Raw genomic sequence first — 15,111 nt, 5'->3', positions numbered from 1 at the left:
ACCCGTCCTCGCTCAGCGCAGCTCGGGCACGCCGTCGAGCGCCGCCGTGCCGTACTTCGGCTCCTTGTAGGAGTCGAAGACCTCGATGCATCGCTCCGAGCAGAACATCACCGCTCGCCCGAGTCGCACGACCGTCAGCCCGTCGACGTTCAGGAGCTTGCCGCAGGACCCGCACTTCGGCATCTCGTTGACTTCGCGGTACATCGTCAGGCCTCCTGTCCGGTGCGCAGCGTTGCGGTGGCCTGGCCGTCGACCCGTCCGTCGACGATGACCACGCCGTAGACGTCGTGCGCGGTCTGCGCGCTGATCAGCTCCTCGGCCACGTCGTTGAGGACCAGCTCCGGCTCGCGCTCCAGCGGATCGCCATAGCCGCCGCCCGACGGCGTGACGAACAGCATCTCGTCGCCCGAGTTCATCACGATGCCCGAGAACTTGCCGTAGGACTCCTTGCCGAAGCCCTCCCGCGCGCGGACCCACTCGGTCTCGCCCTTGCGCCGGAACGCGATGACGGTGTTGGAGCCGTCGTGCCCGCCCTCGAGGCCCCAGGCCGACACCGTGTGGCGGTTGGTGTGGGAGGCGATGTTCACGCCGTCGCTCTGGAAGCGGAAGATCCGCCGCGTGCCGAACCCGCCGCGGTGGCGGCCGTGCCCGACGTTGCCGGTCTCCAGCTCGTAGGCCATGTTCATGAACGGGTAGCGGGTCTCGGCGACCTCGACCGGCGTGTTGGCGCAGTTCCCGTTCTTGACGAACTGCGCGTCGTTGCCGTCGTTGTCGTTGCGCCCGCCCCAGCCGACGCCCTCCAGGTGCAGGTGCGCGTACGGCTCGCCCGTCTTGGGGTTCTCGCCGCCGAACCCGATGCAGCCGCAGGTGCCGCCGTCGGCCGCGCTGCTGTGCTCGCTGATCTGCGCGAACGCGCGCAACAGGATGTCCACGGTCGTCGGGTGCGTGTCCGAGTTGCCGCCCACGCTGGCCGCCGGGTAGCTGACGTTGACGAACGATCCCGGTTCGGTGACCACCGAGATCGGCCGGTAGGCGCCCTGGTTGTAGGGGATCTTCTTGGTGATCATGTGCAGCACGGCGTTGTAGGCCGACGAGGCCGTCGTGCCGAACGTCTGGTTGGCGCTGCCGAAGCACTGCGGGTCGGTGCCGACGAAGTCGACGATCAGCTCGTCGCCGCGCACCACCATGGTCGCCCGGATCGTCCAGTTGCGGTCGGCCACGACGCCGTCGTCCTCGATGATCCCCTCGGCGGAGTACTCACCGTCGGGCCACTTGGCGATCTCGGCGCGCATCAGCCGCTCGGAGACGTTCTTGATCTCGCGGCAGTACTGGGTGAAGCGCTCCGCGCCGTGGCGCTGGACGAGCTCGTCGATCCGGCGCTCGGCCAGGTACAGCGAGCCGATCATCGCCTTCATGTCGCCGTAGCTGGCCTTCGGGGTGCGGACGTTGGAGATCATGATCTTGAAGATCGCCGGCACCTCCTCGTCGCGCTCGTAGCACTTGACCGGCGGGAAGCGGATGCCCTCCTGGAAGGTGTTGCGGTGGTCGCCGAACGCGGCGGGCACCATCCCCCCGATGTCGGTCATGTGGGCGATGTTGATCGAGTAGGCCAGGATCTTGCCGTCGTGGAAGTACGGCTTGATCACGACGAACTCGGGCAGGTGGTTGTCGCCGCGGTACGGGTCGTTGGTGAAGATCACGTCGCCCGGGTTGATGTTCTCGATCCCGATCTCGTGGACCGCGGCGGGCACGACGTGCACGGTCGTGCCGATCTGCGCCGGGCAGAACGGCGCCTGGGCGATCATCTCGAGGTCGGCGTCGAACAGCACGCACGTGAAGTCCAGCGCCTCGTTGAACATGGGCGAGTAGCTGGTGCGCATCATCGCGATGCCCATCTCGCGACAGGTCGTGACGAGGTGGTTGCGGATGATCTCCAGCAGGAACGGATCGGTCTCCGTCTCCGTCGCCGGGGGCTCGGTGGTGATGGCGGTGGTGTCGGTCATGGGAAGGCTCCGATCTCAGACCGTGACGTGAAGGTTGCCGTAGGCGTCGGTGGTCGCCGTGCTGCCGGGCGGCAGGAGCGAGGTCGTGTCCAGCTGGCCGACGAGCGCCGGGCCGGTGATCGTCGCGTTGGCCGGCAGGTCGCCCCGCCAGTACAGCGGCGTGTCGATCGGCTCCTCCGAGCCGCTGAAGAACACCGGTCGCGATCCGACCGGCTCGGGCGTCGGGCCCTCGGCGATCTCGGGCAGCTCCAGGGAGTGCCGCGTGCCGATCGCGGTCAGGCCGAAGGTCAGGATCTCCAGCTCCTCCTCGGGCAGGGCGTACCCGTAGACGCGCGCGTGCTCGTCATGGAAGCCCTGCGCGGCGGCGTCGACGTCGGTCTGGGTCAGCGCCCCGCCCGGCAGGTCGACGCTCAGCTCCCAGTTCTGCCCGACGTAGCGCAGGTCGATCTTGCGCGACAGGATCGGCGCGCTGGCGAAGCCCTCCTCGCGGAACTCGTCGCTGGCCTGACGCTCCAGGCCGGCGAAGATCTCGTTGACGCGGGCCACGTCCAGATGGCGCATGCGCATCCAGTCCGTCTTGGAGTAGTCGAAGCGCGCGTCGGCCAGCAGCGCGCCGAACGCGGAGAACGCGCCGGGGTACAGCGGGATCAGCACCTTGCTGATGTGCATGGCCCGGGCCAGCTCGCAGGCGTGCAGCGGGCCCGCGCCGCCGTAGGCCAGCAGCGTCGCGCCGCGCGGGTCGTAGCCGCGGTCGGTCGAGACGAGCCGCAGCGCCTGGGCCATGTTGTGGTTGGCGATGTCGACCACGCCCTGGGCCACGCGCGTGCGGCTCAGGTGCAGCTCGTCGGCCAGCGAGTCGATCGCCTGGGCGGCCGCGTCGAAGTCGAGCTCGTACTGACCGGCCAGCCGGAACTCCGGGGCCAGGCGCCCGAGCACCGCGTTGGCGTCGGTCACCGTCGGCTCGGTCCCGCCCTGCCCGTAACAGACGGGCCCGGGAACCGCACCGGCGCTCTCGGGGCCGACGGTCATGATGCCCGCCGTGTCCAGCCGGGCCAGGCTGCCGCCGCCGGCGCCGATCGACCGCGCGTCGACCATCGTCAGCGCGATCGGAATGCCCCACTCGAGCTCTTCTTTGTTCGTATAGGTCGGCTGCCCTTCAGGGAGCAGACAGGCCTCGAAGCTCGTGCCGCCCATGTCGGCGGCGATCAGGTCGCCGGTGCCGAGCATCGCGCCGAGCTGCTGGCAGGCGACGATCCCGCCCGACGGGCCCGAGCGCACCAGCGACACCGGCAGCTCGCCGGCCCGCCGTGAGGTCATCACGCCGCCGTTGGAGCCGAGGATGAACAGCTGGCCGATGCCGCCGGCCGTGCAGTCGTCCTCCAGCCGGCGCATGTAGGCCGACAGGCGCGGCTTGAGGTAGGCGTCGATGGCGGTCGTGGAGGTGCGGTCGTACTCGCGCCAGCGGGGCAGCACGTCGGAGGACAGCGAGACCTGCGCGTCGGGCCACACCGAGTGGATCAGCTCACGCGTGCGCTGCTCCTGCTCGGGGTTCATGTAGGAGAACAGGTAGGAGACGGCGATCGCCTTGACCTGCCCCGCGTCGCGCAGCTCGGTGGCGCGGGCGATGACCTGCGCCTCGTCGAGCTCGATCAGCGTCGAGCCGTCGCGCTGCGTGCGCTGGCGGATGCCGAAGCAGCGCGAGCGCGGGATCAGCCCGCGCGACTTGACCCAGGACAGGTCGAAGTGGTCGGGCCGCGTGGTGCGCTGCATGTGCAGCATGTCGCGGAACCCGTCGGTGACGAACAGCGCCGACTCGGCGCCCTTGCGCTCGATCAGCGTGTTCGTCGCCACGGTCGTGCCGTGGACGAAGTACGTGATGTCCGTGGTCTCGAGCTCGGCCTTGTTGAAGACGTCGAAGATCGCCTCCGACGGGGCGCTCGGTGTCGAGAGGGTCTTGGACAGCCGCAGCGCACCGGTCGCCTCGTCGTAGGCGACGAGGTCGGTGAACGTCCCGCCCGTGTCGACTCCAGCACGAATTGCCATCTATCTGGTTTCCCTTCTCGCCAGCATTGCCGAGACCGCCGTTGTCGACAACATATTGACGGCATGGAGGTGCGTCAAGCTGCTACGGTCGGCGCGATGGCGAGCACCGCGAAACCCCCTGCAAACGCGCCGGACGTGGATGTGGCGATCGTGGGCGGCGGCATCCTCGGGTTGGCTTGCGCACGCGAGCTGACGCGCCGCGATCCCGGGTTGCGCGTCGTCGTGCTCGAGCGCGAACCGGACGTCGCCCAGCACCAGTCCGGGCACAACAGCGGCGTCATCCACGCGGGCGTGTACTACGCGCCCGGCTCGCTGAAGGCGCGCCTGTGCGTCGACGGCGCGCAGCGCATGTACCGCTACTGCGAGGAGCAGGACATCCCGTTCCGGCGGGCGGGCAAGCTGATCGTCGCCTCGTCCGCCGCCGAGCTTCCGCGCCTGGACCTGCTGGAGCAGCGGGCCATCGCCAACGGCGTCGGCGACCTGCGTCGGGTGGGGCCCGAGCAGATGCGCGAGATCGAGCCCAACGTCGTGGGCGTCGCCGCCCTGCACTCGCCCCAGACCGGGATCGTCGACTACCGGGCGGTGTGCGTCGCCCTCGCCCGCGAGCTGGCCCAGCAGGGCCAGCCGGTGCTGACCGGCTGCGAGGTCACCGGGGTCCAGGAGCGCCCGCGGGGCCTGCGCATCACGCACGGCCGGGGCGCCGTCGACGCCCGCCTGGCCCTGTTCTGCGCCGGCGGCTGGGCCGATCGCCTGGCCATCAAGGCCGGCGCGTCGCCCGACCCGCGCATCGTGCCGTTCCGCGGGGCCTACCTGCACACCCCGCCCGAGCGCCGCGAGCTGGTGCGCGGTCTGATCTACCCGGTGCCCGACCCGGCGCTGCCCTTCCTGGGCGTCCACCTCTCGCGCCACATCGACGGCAGCCTGTCGATCGGGCCGACCGCGCTGCTGGCCGGCTCGCTCACCGCCGGGCCGCTGCGGCGCATCCAGCCGCGCGACGCGGCGCGGACGCTGGCCTGGCCGGGCACCGCGCGCATGGCCTGGCGCTATCGCCGCGCGGCCGCGGTCGAGCTGCGCCACGCCGCCAGCCGCCGGGCCCTGCGCGACGCCGCCGCGCGCTACGTACCGGACCTCCGCCTGGACGACCTCACGAACCCGACCTCCGGCGTGCGCGCCCAGGCGCTCGGCCGCGACGGCGCGCTGGTCGACGACTTCGTGTTCTCCCAGACCGCGCGCGCGCTGCACGTGCGCAACGCGCCGTCGCCCGCGGCCACGTCCTCGCTGTCGATCGCCGCCTACGTCGTCGACGAGCTGTCGACGCGCTTCGACCTCACGCGCTGACGGCCGACCGGATCGTCGCGTCCGCCGTGGCCCGGATGTGGTCGACCATCGCGGCGGCCGCGGCCTCGCCGTCCCCGGAGACGAGCGCGGTCAGGATCGGCTCGTGCTGCGCGGCGATCGCCACGAGCGACTCCTCGCCGCCGAGCGTCTCGTAGCCGTGGGAGATCAGGAACTCGCGCAGCTCGGCCACCACCTGGACGACGCGCTCGTTGCCCGAGAACCCCAGGATCAGCGCGTGGAAGTCCCGATCGATCAAGGCGAACGTGGCCAGGTCGCCGTCCTGGGCGGCCTGCACCAGCTGCCCGAAGCAGGCGGTCAGCGCGTCCGCGTCGGCCGCGGTCATCTTGGCCGCCGCGGCGCGCACGGCGGGGCCCTCGAGCCACTCGCGGATCTCGAAGACCTCCTGCAGGTCCGCGGTCGTGCGGCCCAGGATGCGCACGCCCGAGTTGCGTTCGATGCGGACCAGCGAACGCTGCTGCAGCTGCAACAGCGCCTCGCGCACCGGCGTCCGCGACACCCCGAGCTGCTCGGCCAGCGTCTGCATCGGATAGACACTGCCGGCCTGCAGCGCGCCGTCGGCGATCGCCGCGATCAGCGTCTCGCGGACCTGGTCGGTGTACGTCTCGGCGCTCCCTCGACGACCCCGGCCCACGGACATGCCGACAGACTAGTCAGGGAAGGATGTCGCGCAGGAAGACGAGCGCGCGCCCGCGATGCTCGTCCAGCTCGGTGACCAGCCGATCGGCGTCCCGCGCGCGCAGCGCGTCGATGATCCGGTCGTGCGCGTCGAGCGTGGCGCCCCGCTCGTCGGGCGAGTTGTAGTAGAGCGCGCGGTAGCTCTCGGTCGAGTCCCACAGCAGCTGGATCAGCCGCATCAGGTGCGGGTGGGCGGGGTGCTCGAGGATCGCGAAGTGGAAGCGCCGGTTGGCCACCAGCTCCCCGGACACGTCGCCGGCGATCGCGGCGTCGGCGCATTCGCGGGCGGCCGCGGCCACCCGCTCGAGCGCCTCCTCGTCGATCGACGGCAACGCCGCTCGCGCGGCGCGCTCCTCGAGCACCTGGCGCAGCGCGTAGATCTCCTCCAGGTCGGAGATCGACAGCTCGGTGACGAAGTACCCGCGGCGCGGGCGGTAGGTCAGCTGCCCTTCCTGCTCCAGCACCCGCAACGCCTCGCGGATCGGGGCGACGCTCAGGCCCAGGCGCTCGGCCAGCTGCTCCTGGTTGACCCGCTCACCCGGGCGCAGGACCCCGTCGATGATGCTCTGGCGCAGCGACCGCAGCGCGAAGTCCTGCGCGGTGCCCGGGTCCGTCACGGTCATCGGAAGGCCTGGATGCCCGTCAGCGCCCCGCCGATGACCAGCGCGTGGACGTCGGCCGTGCCCTCGTAGGTGACGACCGACTCGAGGTTGTTCATGTGCCGGATCACCGGGTACTCGAGCGTGACGCCGTTGGCGCCGAGCACCTGGCGGGCGGTGCGGGCCACCTCGAGCGCGGCGTTGACGTTGCCCAGCTTGCCCATCGACACCTGCTCGGGCCGCAGGCGCCCCTCGTCCTTCAGGCGGCCCAGGTGCAGGGCGAGCAGCGTGGCCCGGTTGACCTCCAGCGCCATGAAGGCGAGCTTCTGCTGCTGGATCTGCGTCGCGGCGATCGGGCGGCCGAAGGCGATGCGCTCGAGGCTGTAGCTGAGCGCGGCCTCCAGGCAGGCACGCGCGGCGCCGGCCGCGCCCCACACGATCCCGTAGCGGGCCTCGTTGAGGCACGAGAGCGGGCCGCGCAGCGAGGTGGCCTCGGGCAGGCGGGCGCTGTCGGGCAGGCGCACGTCGTCGAGCAGCAGCTCGGAGGTCACCGACGCGCGCAGCGACAGCTTCTTGTGGATGTCCTGGGTGGTGAAGCCCGGCGTGTCCTTGGGCACCACGAAGCCGCGGACGCCCTCGTCGGTCGCCGCCCACACGACGGCGACGTCGGCCAGTGACCCGTTGGTGATCCACATCTTCTGGCCGTGCAGGATCCAGTCGTCGCCGTCGCGCCGGGCGCGGGTGCGCATGGCGCCCGGGTCCGAGCCGGCGTCGGGCTCGGTCAGGCCGAAGCAGCCGATCGCCTCGCCGGCGGCCATCCGCGGCAGCCACTCCTGCTTCTGCTCCTCGCTGCCCCAGCGCCAGATCGCGTACATGGCCAGCGAGCCCTGCACCGACACGAGCGACCGGATGCCGCTGTCGCCCGCCTCCAGCTCCAGGCAGGCCAGCCCGTAGGCGGTGGCGCTGGCGCCCGCGCAGCCGTAGCCCTCCAGGTGCATGCCCAGCACGCCGAGCTTGCCCAGGGCGGGCGCCAGCTCGGCGGGGATGCGCGCCTCCTCGAACCAGTCGCCCACGTGCGGCGTCACCTGGTCGCGCACGAACGCGCGGACCGAGTCGCGGATGTCGCGCTCCTCGTCGCTGAGGAGGTGGTCGATGTCCAGGAAGTCGTTCGGACGGATATCGGGCACGGCGGCGGCGGTGGACACTCGGGCTCCTTGACCCTCGATCTTCGAAGATCTAGGATTCTGCCACATGACGTCCGCGCTTGGCAACCTCACGATCGTCGACTTCTCCCGCGTGCTGGCCGGCCCGTTCGCGACGATGATGCTGGCCGACCTGGGCGCGACCGTCCTGAAGATCGAGCGTCCCGGCCTGGGCGACGAGACGCGCGCATGGGGTCCCCCGTTCGACGACCGCGGCGAGTCGACGTACTTCCACTCGGTCAACCGCAACAAGACCTGCCTGGCGCTGGATCTGTCCGATCCCGCCGACCTGGAGCGCGCGCGCGAGCTGGTCAGCACCGCCGACGTGGTCGTCGAGAACTTCCGCCCGGGCGTGATGGAGCGCCTGGGCCTCGGCTACCAGGACCTGCGGCCGAGCAACGAGCGCCTGCTGTACTGCTCGATCACCGGCTTCGGGGCGGGCGCCGGCGCCGGCCTGCCCGGGTACGACCTGTTGATCCAGGCGCTCGGCGGCCTGATGAGCATCACCGGCGAGCCCGACGGCGAGCCCCAGAAGGTCGGCGTCGCGCTGGTCGACGTGCTGACCGGCCTGTTCGCCAGCGTCGGCATCCTCGCCGCGCTGCGCCATCGCGACGCCACGGGCGAGGGTCAGCGCATCGAGGTCAACCTGCTGATGAGCCTGCTCGCCGCGCTGGTCAACCAGGGCGCCGCGTACACGGCGGGCGGCACCGTGCCCACGCGCCTGGGCAACACGCACCCGAGCATCGCGCCCTACGAGCTGCTGGCCTGCGCCGAGGGCACGCTGGTGCTGGCCGTCGGCAACGACCGGCAGTTCGGCGCGCTGTGCGCGGTCGTCGGGGCCCCCGACCTGGCCACCGACCCGCGCTACGCCACGAACACCGAGCGCGTGCGCCACCGCGACGCGCTGCGGACCGAGCTCGAGCGGCTGCTGGCCGCCCGTTCGGCGACGCAGTGGACGGCGCCGCTGCTGGACGCCGGCGTGCCCGCCGGCGAGGTCAACGACATCGCCGGCGCGTTCGACCTGGCCCACCGGCTCGGGCTGGCGCCGACCGTCGACCTGCCGCGCGCGGACGGGTCGACCGTCGCGCTCACGCGCAACCCGATCGGCCTGTCGCGCACGCCGGCGGCCTACACGCACGCGGCGCAGTCGCGGCCGGCCTCCGCGTAGCCGCACCCCGCCCCGGCCCGTTGTCCGCTTCGACCCGGTATGCGGGTCGGAGCGGACAACGGCTGGGGCGGGCGCGGCGGCTCAGGCGTTGCCGCGCGAGCCCAGCGTGTTGACCACGATCGCGGCCAGGATGACCAGGCCGGAGACGATCTGCTGCCAGAACGGCTCGAAGTTCAGGAGGTTGAGCGCGTTCTGCAGGAGCGCCAGCAGCAGGACGCCGAACACGGTGCGCCACATCGCGCCGCGGCCGCCCGTGATGCTCGTGCCGCCGATGACCACGGCGGCGATCGCGTTCAGGGTCAGCGTGCTCGACGCGCCGTAGGTGTTGCCCACGCCGGTGCGGCTGACCAGCAGGACGCCGGCCAGCGACGCGGTCAGCCCGCCGATCGAGAAGGCGATCGCCATGACCTTGGCGATCGACACGCCGGACAGGCGCGCGGCCTCCGGGTTGCTGCCCACCGCGAAGACCTGGCGGCCGAACACGGTCAGCGAGAGCACCGCCCACAGGGCGAGGAAGACGATCGCGGTGACGATCGCCGACACCGGCACGACGCCGAAGCGGTGGCTGCCCAGCCACACGAACGTCGAGTCGGCCGACAGGTCGATGCTCGCCCCTTGGACGACCAACAGCGCAACGCCACCGAACACCAACCCGGTGGCCAGCGTGGCCAGGAAGGAGTTCAAGCGCAACGCACCGACCAGCAGGCCGTTGAGCAGGCCGATCGGGACGCCCATGGCGATGCCCAGGAGGATGCCCGCGACGGGGTCGCCGACCTTGACCGCGAACCACGCGCTGAGCACACCACCGAGCGACAGGATCTGGCCGGTGGACAGATCGAACGCGCCGGCGATGATCACGAACGTCGTGCCCAGCGCCACGAGCATCAGCGGCGCGTTGGCGTCGAGGATGTTCATGAAGTTGCGCATCGAGAAGAAGTTGTCCGCCGTGAACGACATGGCGACGAACAGCCCGACGACGATCACGACGACGGAGTAGTCCCGCAGGCCCGTCAGCAGGCGGTCGCCGAACGCGACTTCGGTGGTGCGGCCGACTTCGGCCTCGGCGGTGGCGCTCATGTCACTTCCTTGATGAAGGTCGACGATTCGGAGACCCCAAACGCAGCGGCGAGGGCCGACGCATGCGACACGTTGGACTCGGTGAACTCCTCGACGATCCGGCCCTCGCGCATGACGCAGAGCCGGTGGGACATGTGCACCACCTCGTCGTACTCCGACGAGATCAGGATGACGGCCATCCCATCTGCCACGAGGTCGGCCACGATGTCGTAGATCGCGCGGCGCGCCCCGACGTCGACCCCGCGGGTCGGCTCGTCGAGGATCAGCAACCGCGGGTGGCTGAGCAGCGTCTTGGCGAACAGCACCTTCTGCTGGTTGCCGCCCGACAGGACGGCGACGTCGCCGTTGGGCGTGACCGGATCCACGCCCATCGCGTGCAGCTGGTCGACCGCCGCTTTGCGCTCCTCGTTGGAGCGCACGACGCCCATCGTGTCGAAGTCGTTCAGGCAGGTCATCGTCGCGTTGCGCCGCTGCGACATGTCCAGGAACAGGCCCTGGTCCTTGCGGCTCTCGGGCAGCAGCGCGATCCCGCGCTTGAGCGCGGCCCGCGGTGAGCTCAGGCGGATCGACTCGCCGTCGAGCAGCAGCTCGCCGGAGGCGTGGCGCCCGTCGGCGCCGAACAGCGACTGGGCCAGCTCGGACCGACCCGCGCCCACCAGGCCGAACAGGCCGACGATCTCGCCCGCGCGGACCTGCAGGTCGACGCCGATCTGCTGACCGCGGCGGCACAGGTCGCGCAGCTCGAGCACGACCGGCGCGTCGTCGGGCACCGGCGGCAGCTCGGGGAAGTTCTCCTCCTGGACGAAGCCGAGCATGCCCTCGACGAGCGTGTCGACCGTGGCGTCCTGCGCCGCGAGCGTCCGCACGTGGCGGCCGTTGCGCATGATCGTGACGTCGTCGCTGAGCGCCAGCACCTCGTCGAGGAAGTGCGAGATGTAGATGATGGCGACGCCGGTGTCGCGCAGGGACCGGACGACGGCATGCAGCCGCTCGCCGTCCTGGGCCGACAGCGCGGCCGTCGGCTCGTCCATGATGATCACGCGCGCGCCGCGGGCCAGCGCACGCACGATCTCCACCTCCTGCTGCTTGGCCAGCGGCAATGCCTCCACCCGCGTGCCGCCGTCGAGCTGGAAGCCCGTCCGCTCGATGATCTCGTCGAAGTCACGACGCATCCGCCGGCCCGAGACGAAGCCCAGGCGCGACGGGTGGCGGCCGAGGATGACGTTCTCCCGGACCGTCAGGTCCGTGGCCAGCGACAGCTCCTGCTGCATGATCGTGACCCCGGCCGCGAGGGCCGCTCCGGGCGAGTGGAACGCGACTTCCGTCCCACTCACCCGGAGGGTCCCCGAGTCCGGCCGCATGACACCGCTCAGGATCTTGCTGAGCGTCGATTTCCCGGCCCCGTTCTCGCCCACGAGACCGTGGACGGTTCCCGGTCTGATGGTGATCATCGCGTCGTCGATCGCCCGGTGGCGTCCGAACGACTTGACGATCTCCTCGGCCTGGAGGATCGGCTCGGTGTCCAATGCGGTCGTCATGGCTACTGGCTCAGCCGTCCCACTGCCCGGTCACCTCGGGGTGCTCCTTGAGGACCTCCGCGGTGAGCTTGTTGTCCACCGAGTCGAAGTCCTTGTCCTGCACCAGGAAGGACAGATCCTCCGACGCGGGAGCGCCGTCGAGCTTGAGCAGGAGCAGCCGGGTCGCGGCGGCTCCGATCGACTGACCGCGGTTGTAGCTGGTCTGGAACCACTTGCCGTCGCGCACCTGCTGCACGCCGTACTTCGTGGCGTAGGCGCTGACGATCTTGACGTCGTCCGGCCCGGTGCCGAACGTCATGCCCGCGCCGGTGATCGCCGCCTCGGCGCCGTGCGTGGCCTGGTCGGCCTGCGACGCCAGGACGTTGGTGTCCGGGTTGGCCTGCAGGCAGTCGGCGGTGACCTTCTGGCCGGTCGCCTTGTCGTAGTTGCCGTCGGCCTCGCAGACCACCTTGATGTTCGGATGGGCCGAGATGATCTTCTCGAAGATCGGCGGCTTCACCTTGTCGAAGGCCAGGGCGCGCGCGCCCCAGATGACGACCACGTTGCAGGGATCCGTGTCACCGCAGGCGTCGACGACACCGTCGGCCATCGCCGTCGCGTTGACGGTCAGATCCTCGATCACGTTGCCGGTCAGGCCCGGGATCTGGTTCTTCATGGCCAGGACGTCCGGTCCGGCCGGCTGCAGCACGCTGACCACGGGGACGTCGGCAGACACCAGCTGCTTCAGCGCCGGGGTGATGCTGGTCGAGTCGTTGGGCAGGATCACGAGCCCGTCGTAGTTCTTGCTGGTGGCCAGGTCGGTGGCCAGCTGGAACTGCGCCTGGGCGTCGAAGCTCGGCGGACCGATGAACGTCGCCGAAGCACCGAACTCCTCGGCCTGGCACTTGATGGCCTTGAACATCCACTGCGAGTAGACGTTGTCCTGGCCGAAGCCGATGTAGGCGATCTTCTTGCCCTTCAGGGCATCCGGGTCCGGCGGAGCAGGCAGCTGCTTGCTGCCCTCGTTCCAGTCGGCCTCCGTGATGGCCCCGTCCTCGGAACACTTGAAGCTCGACTCGTCCGACGCGGTGGTGGCGGATCCGGCCGCCGCCGTCGTATCGGCCGCAGCCGTGTCAGCGCCCGTCGATGCAGCGGTTGAGTCGGAGTCCGAGCTGGACCCACAGCCGACGCCGAACGCCAGCAACAGCAGCACGAACGGCACGGCGAACAGCATGCGTGGTTTGCGCAGCAACATCCCAGTCCTCGCGGTAGCGGTTCGAACGTGACCGCCGTTTCCGGCGGGTCACGATCCCCGGTGCGAGATAACCACGGCGGGCCGAGGCGCCGAGTTCGTTCCGACTATGAAGCGCCGCCGGACGTTGGTTCGTTGGTATGAGGACCGCGTGTTGGTCGAGCGTTCAGGATCGGGCGCTCCACCAGCAAGGAGCCGGGCCATGCGTGATGAGCGACGAACGTTCTGCCGACTGTGCAATGCCAGCTGCGGCGCGATCGTCACCGTCGAGAACGATCGCGTGGTCGCGGTGCGCGGTGATCGCGAGCACCCGATCTCCCAGGGCTACCTGTGTCCGAAGGGGCGGGCCATGGGCGGCCACCACCATCACCCGCGGCGGCTGGACCGACCGGCGATCCGCCGGGACGGCACGCTCGTCCCGGGCTCCTGGGAGAACGTGCTCGACGACCTGGCCGAGCGCATCCAGGGCTCGATCGCCGCGGCCGGCCCCGCCGCCCTGGGCATGTACAAGGGAACCGGGCACTACCTCGAGTCGGCCAGCGCCGGGCTGCCCCAGGCGATCCTCGGGCAGATCGGCTCCCCGAGCTGGTACACGTCGCTGACCGTCGACTGCCCGGCCGCCACGATGGTCGCCGAGATGGTGGCGGGCCACCCGTGGTTCCTCCCGGTGCCCGACCTCGATGCGCAGCTCGTCGTCTTCGTCGGCACCAACCCGATGGCCTCCCACGGGCACACGGCCAACCTCCCCCGCCCCAAGGCGTACCTGCGCGAGTGGGCCAGCAAGGGCAAGGTCTGGGTGATCGACCCGCGGCGCACCGAGAGCAGCGACGTCGCCGTGGGGCACATGGCCGTCCGCCCGGGGACCGACCACCTGCTGCTGGCCCATCTGGTCCGCGAGCTGCTGCGCGCCGGCGCCGATCGCGACTACCTCGCCCGCCACGCCATCGGCGTCGAGGAGCTGACCGCCGCCGTCGAGCCCTTCACGCTGGAGCGCGCGGTGCGCACGACCGGCGTGCCCGCCGAGCAGATCACCGCGCTGCTGAGCGACATCCGCGCGGCCGGGCGCGTGGCCATGCCGTTCGGGACCGGCATCAACATGCACCGCAGCGCCAACCTCGCCGTGTGGATGGCCTGGATGGTCTGCGCCGTCACGGGCTCGCTCGATCGCCCGGGCGGGATGTGGTTCAACCCCGGGTACTTCAGCTCCGGCAAGGGCAGCTGGCCGCTGCTCGATGGCACGCCCGGGCCGGGGCCCCAAAGCCGACCGGAGCTCCCGCAGCGCTTTGGCGAGCTGCCCTGCGCCGCCGCCGTCGACGAGATCGAGGCCGGCAACCTGCGCTCGCTGGTCGTGCTCGGCGGCAACCCGCTGATCGCCTGGCCGCAACCCGACCGCCAGTCGGCCGCGTTCCGGCGGCTGGACGCCTTCGCGGTCGTCGACGTCATCGCCCACGACCTGACCGACCTGGCCACCCACGTGCTGCCGGCCACGAGCACGCTCGAGCGCGCGGACGTGACCACCGGCCCGGAGGTCTACGGCGTCGAGGCGTTCGGCCAGTACACCGACGCCGTCGTCCCGCCCGCCGGCGACCGGCGTCCGACCTGGTGGATCCTGCACCAGCTCGCGCAGCGCCTCGGCGTCGATCTGCCGGGCGGCGCGGACGACCCGCGCGACGAGGAAGCGGCGCTGCAGGCCATGTACGGCGCCGACACCGTGCGCTGGGAGACGACCCGCCACGCGCCCAACGCCGTCGTCGACCACGAGCGTCCGTACGGCTGGCTCCACGATCACATGCCCGATGGACGTCTCCGCCTGACCCACCCGGTCCTCCTCGAGCAGCTGGCGGCCATGCCCGACCCGCGCCCGGAGCAGCTCGTGCTGATCCCCGGCCGCCAGCTGCGCAAGACGAACTCGGTCCTGTCCGACGGCGAGGGGCTCACCACCCCCGCCCGGCCGGAGACGTCGCTCCACCCGGACGACGCCGTCTCCCGCCAGATCGCCGACGGGGCGAGCATCGTCATCACGTCGGCATACGGCACGCTGCAGGCGACGGCCCGCCTGGACGATCGCGCGGTCCCCGGCACCGTCCGCACCCCACACGGCTACGAAGCGACCAACACCGGGCGACTGACCTCGTCTGACGACGTCGACCCGCACACCGGGATGCCGGAGATGTCCGGGCTCGAGGTCGAGGTCGCGCCGGCCTGAGCCGGCGCGC

Annotated in this window: 12 protein-coding genes; 3 read left to right on the top strand and 9 right to left on the bottom strand. The window is 71.0% G+C overall.

What is annotated here, in order from left to right; translation table 11 throughout:
- Positions 1-12: 12 nt before the first annotated feature.
- Genes ACZ5UI_RS24825 through ACZ5UI_RS24815 form a run of 3 tightly spaced genes read right to left on the bottom strand, consistent with a single transcriptional unit; the run spans position 13 to position 4,046 of the window.
- Positions 13-204, bottom strand: coding sequence for a hypothetical protein (locus ACZ5UI_RS24825; RefSeq protein WP_464192198.1), 192 nt, complete (start codon positions 202-204; stop codon positions 13-15).
- Between the two features lie 2 nt (positions 205-206).
- Positions 207-2,003 (bottom strand): hydantoinase B/oxoprolinase family protein, encoded by a 1,797-nt coding sequence (locus ACZ5UI_RS24820; RefSeq protein ID WP_464192196.1) that lies wholly within the window; start codon positions 2,001-2,003, stop codon positions 207-209.
- 15 nt (positions 2,004-2,018) lie between these two features.
- Positions 2,019-4,046 (bottom strand): hydantoinase/oxoprolinase family protein, encoded by a 2,028-nt coding sequence (locus tag ACZ5UI_RS24815; RefSeq protein WP_464192194.1) that lies wholly within the window; start codon positions 4,044-4,046, stop codon positions 2,019-2,021.
- Positions 4,047-4,181: 135 nt separating this feature from the next.
- On the opposite strand from ACZ5UI_RS24815, the gene lhgO reads away from it, so the two are divergent.
- Positions 4,182-5,384, top strand: coding sequence for an L-2-hydroxyglutarate oxidase (gene lhgO / locus ACZ5UI_RS24810; protein ID WP_464192192.1), 1,203 nt, complete (start codon positions 4,182-4,184; stop codon positions 5,382-5,384).
- Here the strand turns inward: lhgO and ACZ5UI_RS24805 are convergent.
- The 3 genes from ACZ5UI_RS24805 to ACZ5UI_RS24795 are packed head-to-tail and all read right to left on the bottom strand — an operon-like array spanning position 5,374 to position 7,905.
- On the bottom strand, positions 5,374-6,042 hold the full coding sequence (locus ACZ5UI_RS24805) for a GntR family transcriptional regulator (RefSeq protein WP_464192189.1): 669 nt from the start codon (positions 6,040-6,042) through the stop codon (positions 5,374-5,376). The genes lhgO and ACZ5UI_RS24805 overlap by 11 nt on opposite strands.
- A 13-nt stretch (positions 6,043-6,055) precedes the next feature.
- The gene (locus ACZ5UI_RS24800; protein WP_464192187.1) at positions 6,056-6,703 is read right to left on the bottom strand and encodes a GntR family transcriptional regulator; all 648 of its coding nucleotides are present in this window, start codon (positions 6,701-6,703) and stop codon (positions 6,056-6,058) included.
- Complete coding sequence (locus ACZ5UI_RS24795; protein WP_464197878.1) at positions 6,700-7,905, bottom strand: acyl-CoA dehydrogenase family protein; 1,206 nt, start codon at positions 7,903-7,905, stop codon at positions 6,700-6,702. Before ACZ5UI_RS24795 ends, ACZ5UI_RS24800 begins: the two co-directional genes overlap by 4 nt.
- A 25-nt stretch (positions 7,906-7,930) precedes the next feature.
- Here ACZ5UI_RS24795 and ACZ5UI_RS24790 point away from each other — a divergent pair, with 25 nt between their 5' ends.
- Positions 7,931-9,049, top strand: a complete 1,119-nt coding sequence (locus tag ACZ5UI_RS24790) for a CaiB/BaiF CoA transferase family protein (protein WP_464192185.1) — start codon at positions 7,931-7,933, stop codon at positions 9,047-9,049.
- An 81-nt stretch (positions 9,050-9,130) separates the two neighbouring features.
- Here the strand turns inward: ACZ5UI_RS24790 and ACZ5UI_RS24785 are convergent, their stop codons facing one another.
- From ACZ5UI_RS24785 to ACZ5UI_RS24775, 3 genes are read right to left on the bottom strand one after another with little or no spacing between them, the layout of a single operon-like run.
- Complete coding sequence (locus ACZ5UI_RS24785; RefSeq protein ID WP_464192183.1) at positions 9,131-10,126, bottom strand: ABC transporter permease; 996 nt, start codon at positions 10,124-10,126, stop codon at positions 9,131-9,133.
- Positions 10,123-11,664, bottom strand: coding sequence for a sugar ABC transporter ATP-binding protein (locus tag ACZ5UI_RS24780; RefSeq protein ID WP_464192181.1), 1,542 nt, complete (start codon positions 11,662-11,664; stop codon positions 10,123-10,125). The genes ACZ5UI_RS24785 and ACZ5UI_RS24780 overlap by 4 nt, the downstream gene beginning before the upstream one ends.
- 10 nt (positions 11,665-11,674) lie before the next feature.
- On the bottom strand, positions 11,675-12,898 hold the full coding sequence (locus ACZ5UI_RS24775) for a sugar ABC transporter substrate-binding protein (protein ID WP_464192179.1): 1,224 nt from the start codon (positions 12,896-12,898) through the stop codon (positions 11,675-11,677).
- Positions 12,899-13,097: 199 nt separating this feature from the next.
- On the opposite strand from ACZ5UI_RS24775, the gene ACZ5UI_RS24770 reads away from it, so the two are divergent.
- Positions 13,098-15,101, top strand: a complete 2,004-nt coding sequence (locus ACZ5UI_RS24770) for a molybdopterin-containing oxidoreductase family protein (RefSeq protein ID WP_464192177.1) — start codon at positions 13,098-13,100, stop codon at positions 15,099-15,101.
- Positions 15,102-15,111 lie beyond the last annotated feature (10 nt).

The sequence above is a fragment of the Conexibacter sp. JCM 18997 genome, assembly GCF_055391915.1.
Note: the sequence above shows the minus strand (reverse complement) of the source record. Positions and strands in the feature narration are given on the sequence as shown.

Bases quoted from the DNA above. Each gene is read 5' to 3' on its own strand.
- ACZ5UI_RS24825 (WP_464192198.1), bottom strand. From the start codon at position 204: ATGTACCGCGAAGTCAACGAGATGCCGAAGTGCGGGTCCTGCGGCAAG.
- ACZ5UI_RS24820 (WP_464192196.1), bottom strand. From the start codon at position 2,003: ATGACCGACACCACCGCCATCACCACCGAGCCCCCGGCGACGGAGACG.
- ACZ5UI_RS24815 (WP_464192194.1), bottom strand. From the start codon at position 4,046: ATGGCAATTCGTGCTGGAGTCGACACGGGCGGGACGTTCACCGACCTC.
- ACZ5UI_RS24805 (WP_464192189.1), bottom strand. From the start codon at position 6,042: ATGTCCGTGGGCCGGGGTCGTCGAGGGAGCGCCGAGACGTACACCGAC.
- ACZ5UI_RS24800 (WP_464192187.1), bottom strand. From the start codon at position 6,703: ATGACCGTGACGGACCCGGGCACCGCGCAGGACTTCGCGCTGCGGTCG.
- ACZ5UI_RS24790 (WP_464192185.1), top strand. From the start codon at position 7,931: ATGACGTCCGCGCTTGGCAACCTCACGATCGTCGACTTCTCCCGCGTG.
- ACZ5UI_RS24785 (WP_464192183.1), bottom strand. From the start codon at position 10,126: ATGAGCGCCACCGCCGAGGCCGAAGTCGGCCGCACCACCGAAGTCGCG.
- ACZ5UI_RS24780 (WP_464192181.1), bottom strand. From the start codon at position 11,664: ATGACGACCGCATTGGACACCGAGCCGATCCTCCAGGCCGAGGAGATC.
- ACZ5UI_RS24775 (WP_464192179.1), bottom strand. From the start codon at position 12,898: ATGTTGCTGCGCAAACCACGCATGCTGTTCGCCGTGCCGTTCGTGCTG.
- ACZ5UI_RS24770 (WP_464192177.1), top strand. From the start codon at position 13,098: ATGCGTGATGAGCGACGAACGTTCTGCCGACTGTGCAATGCCAGCTGC.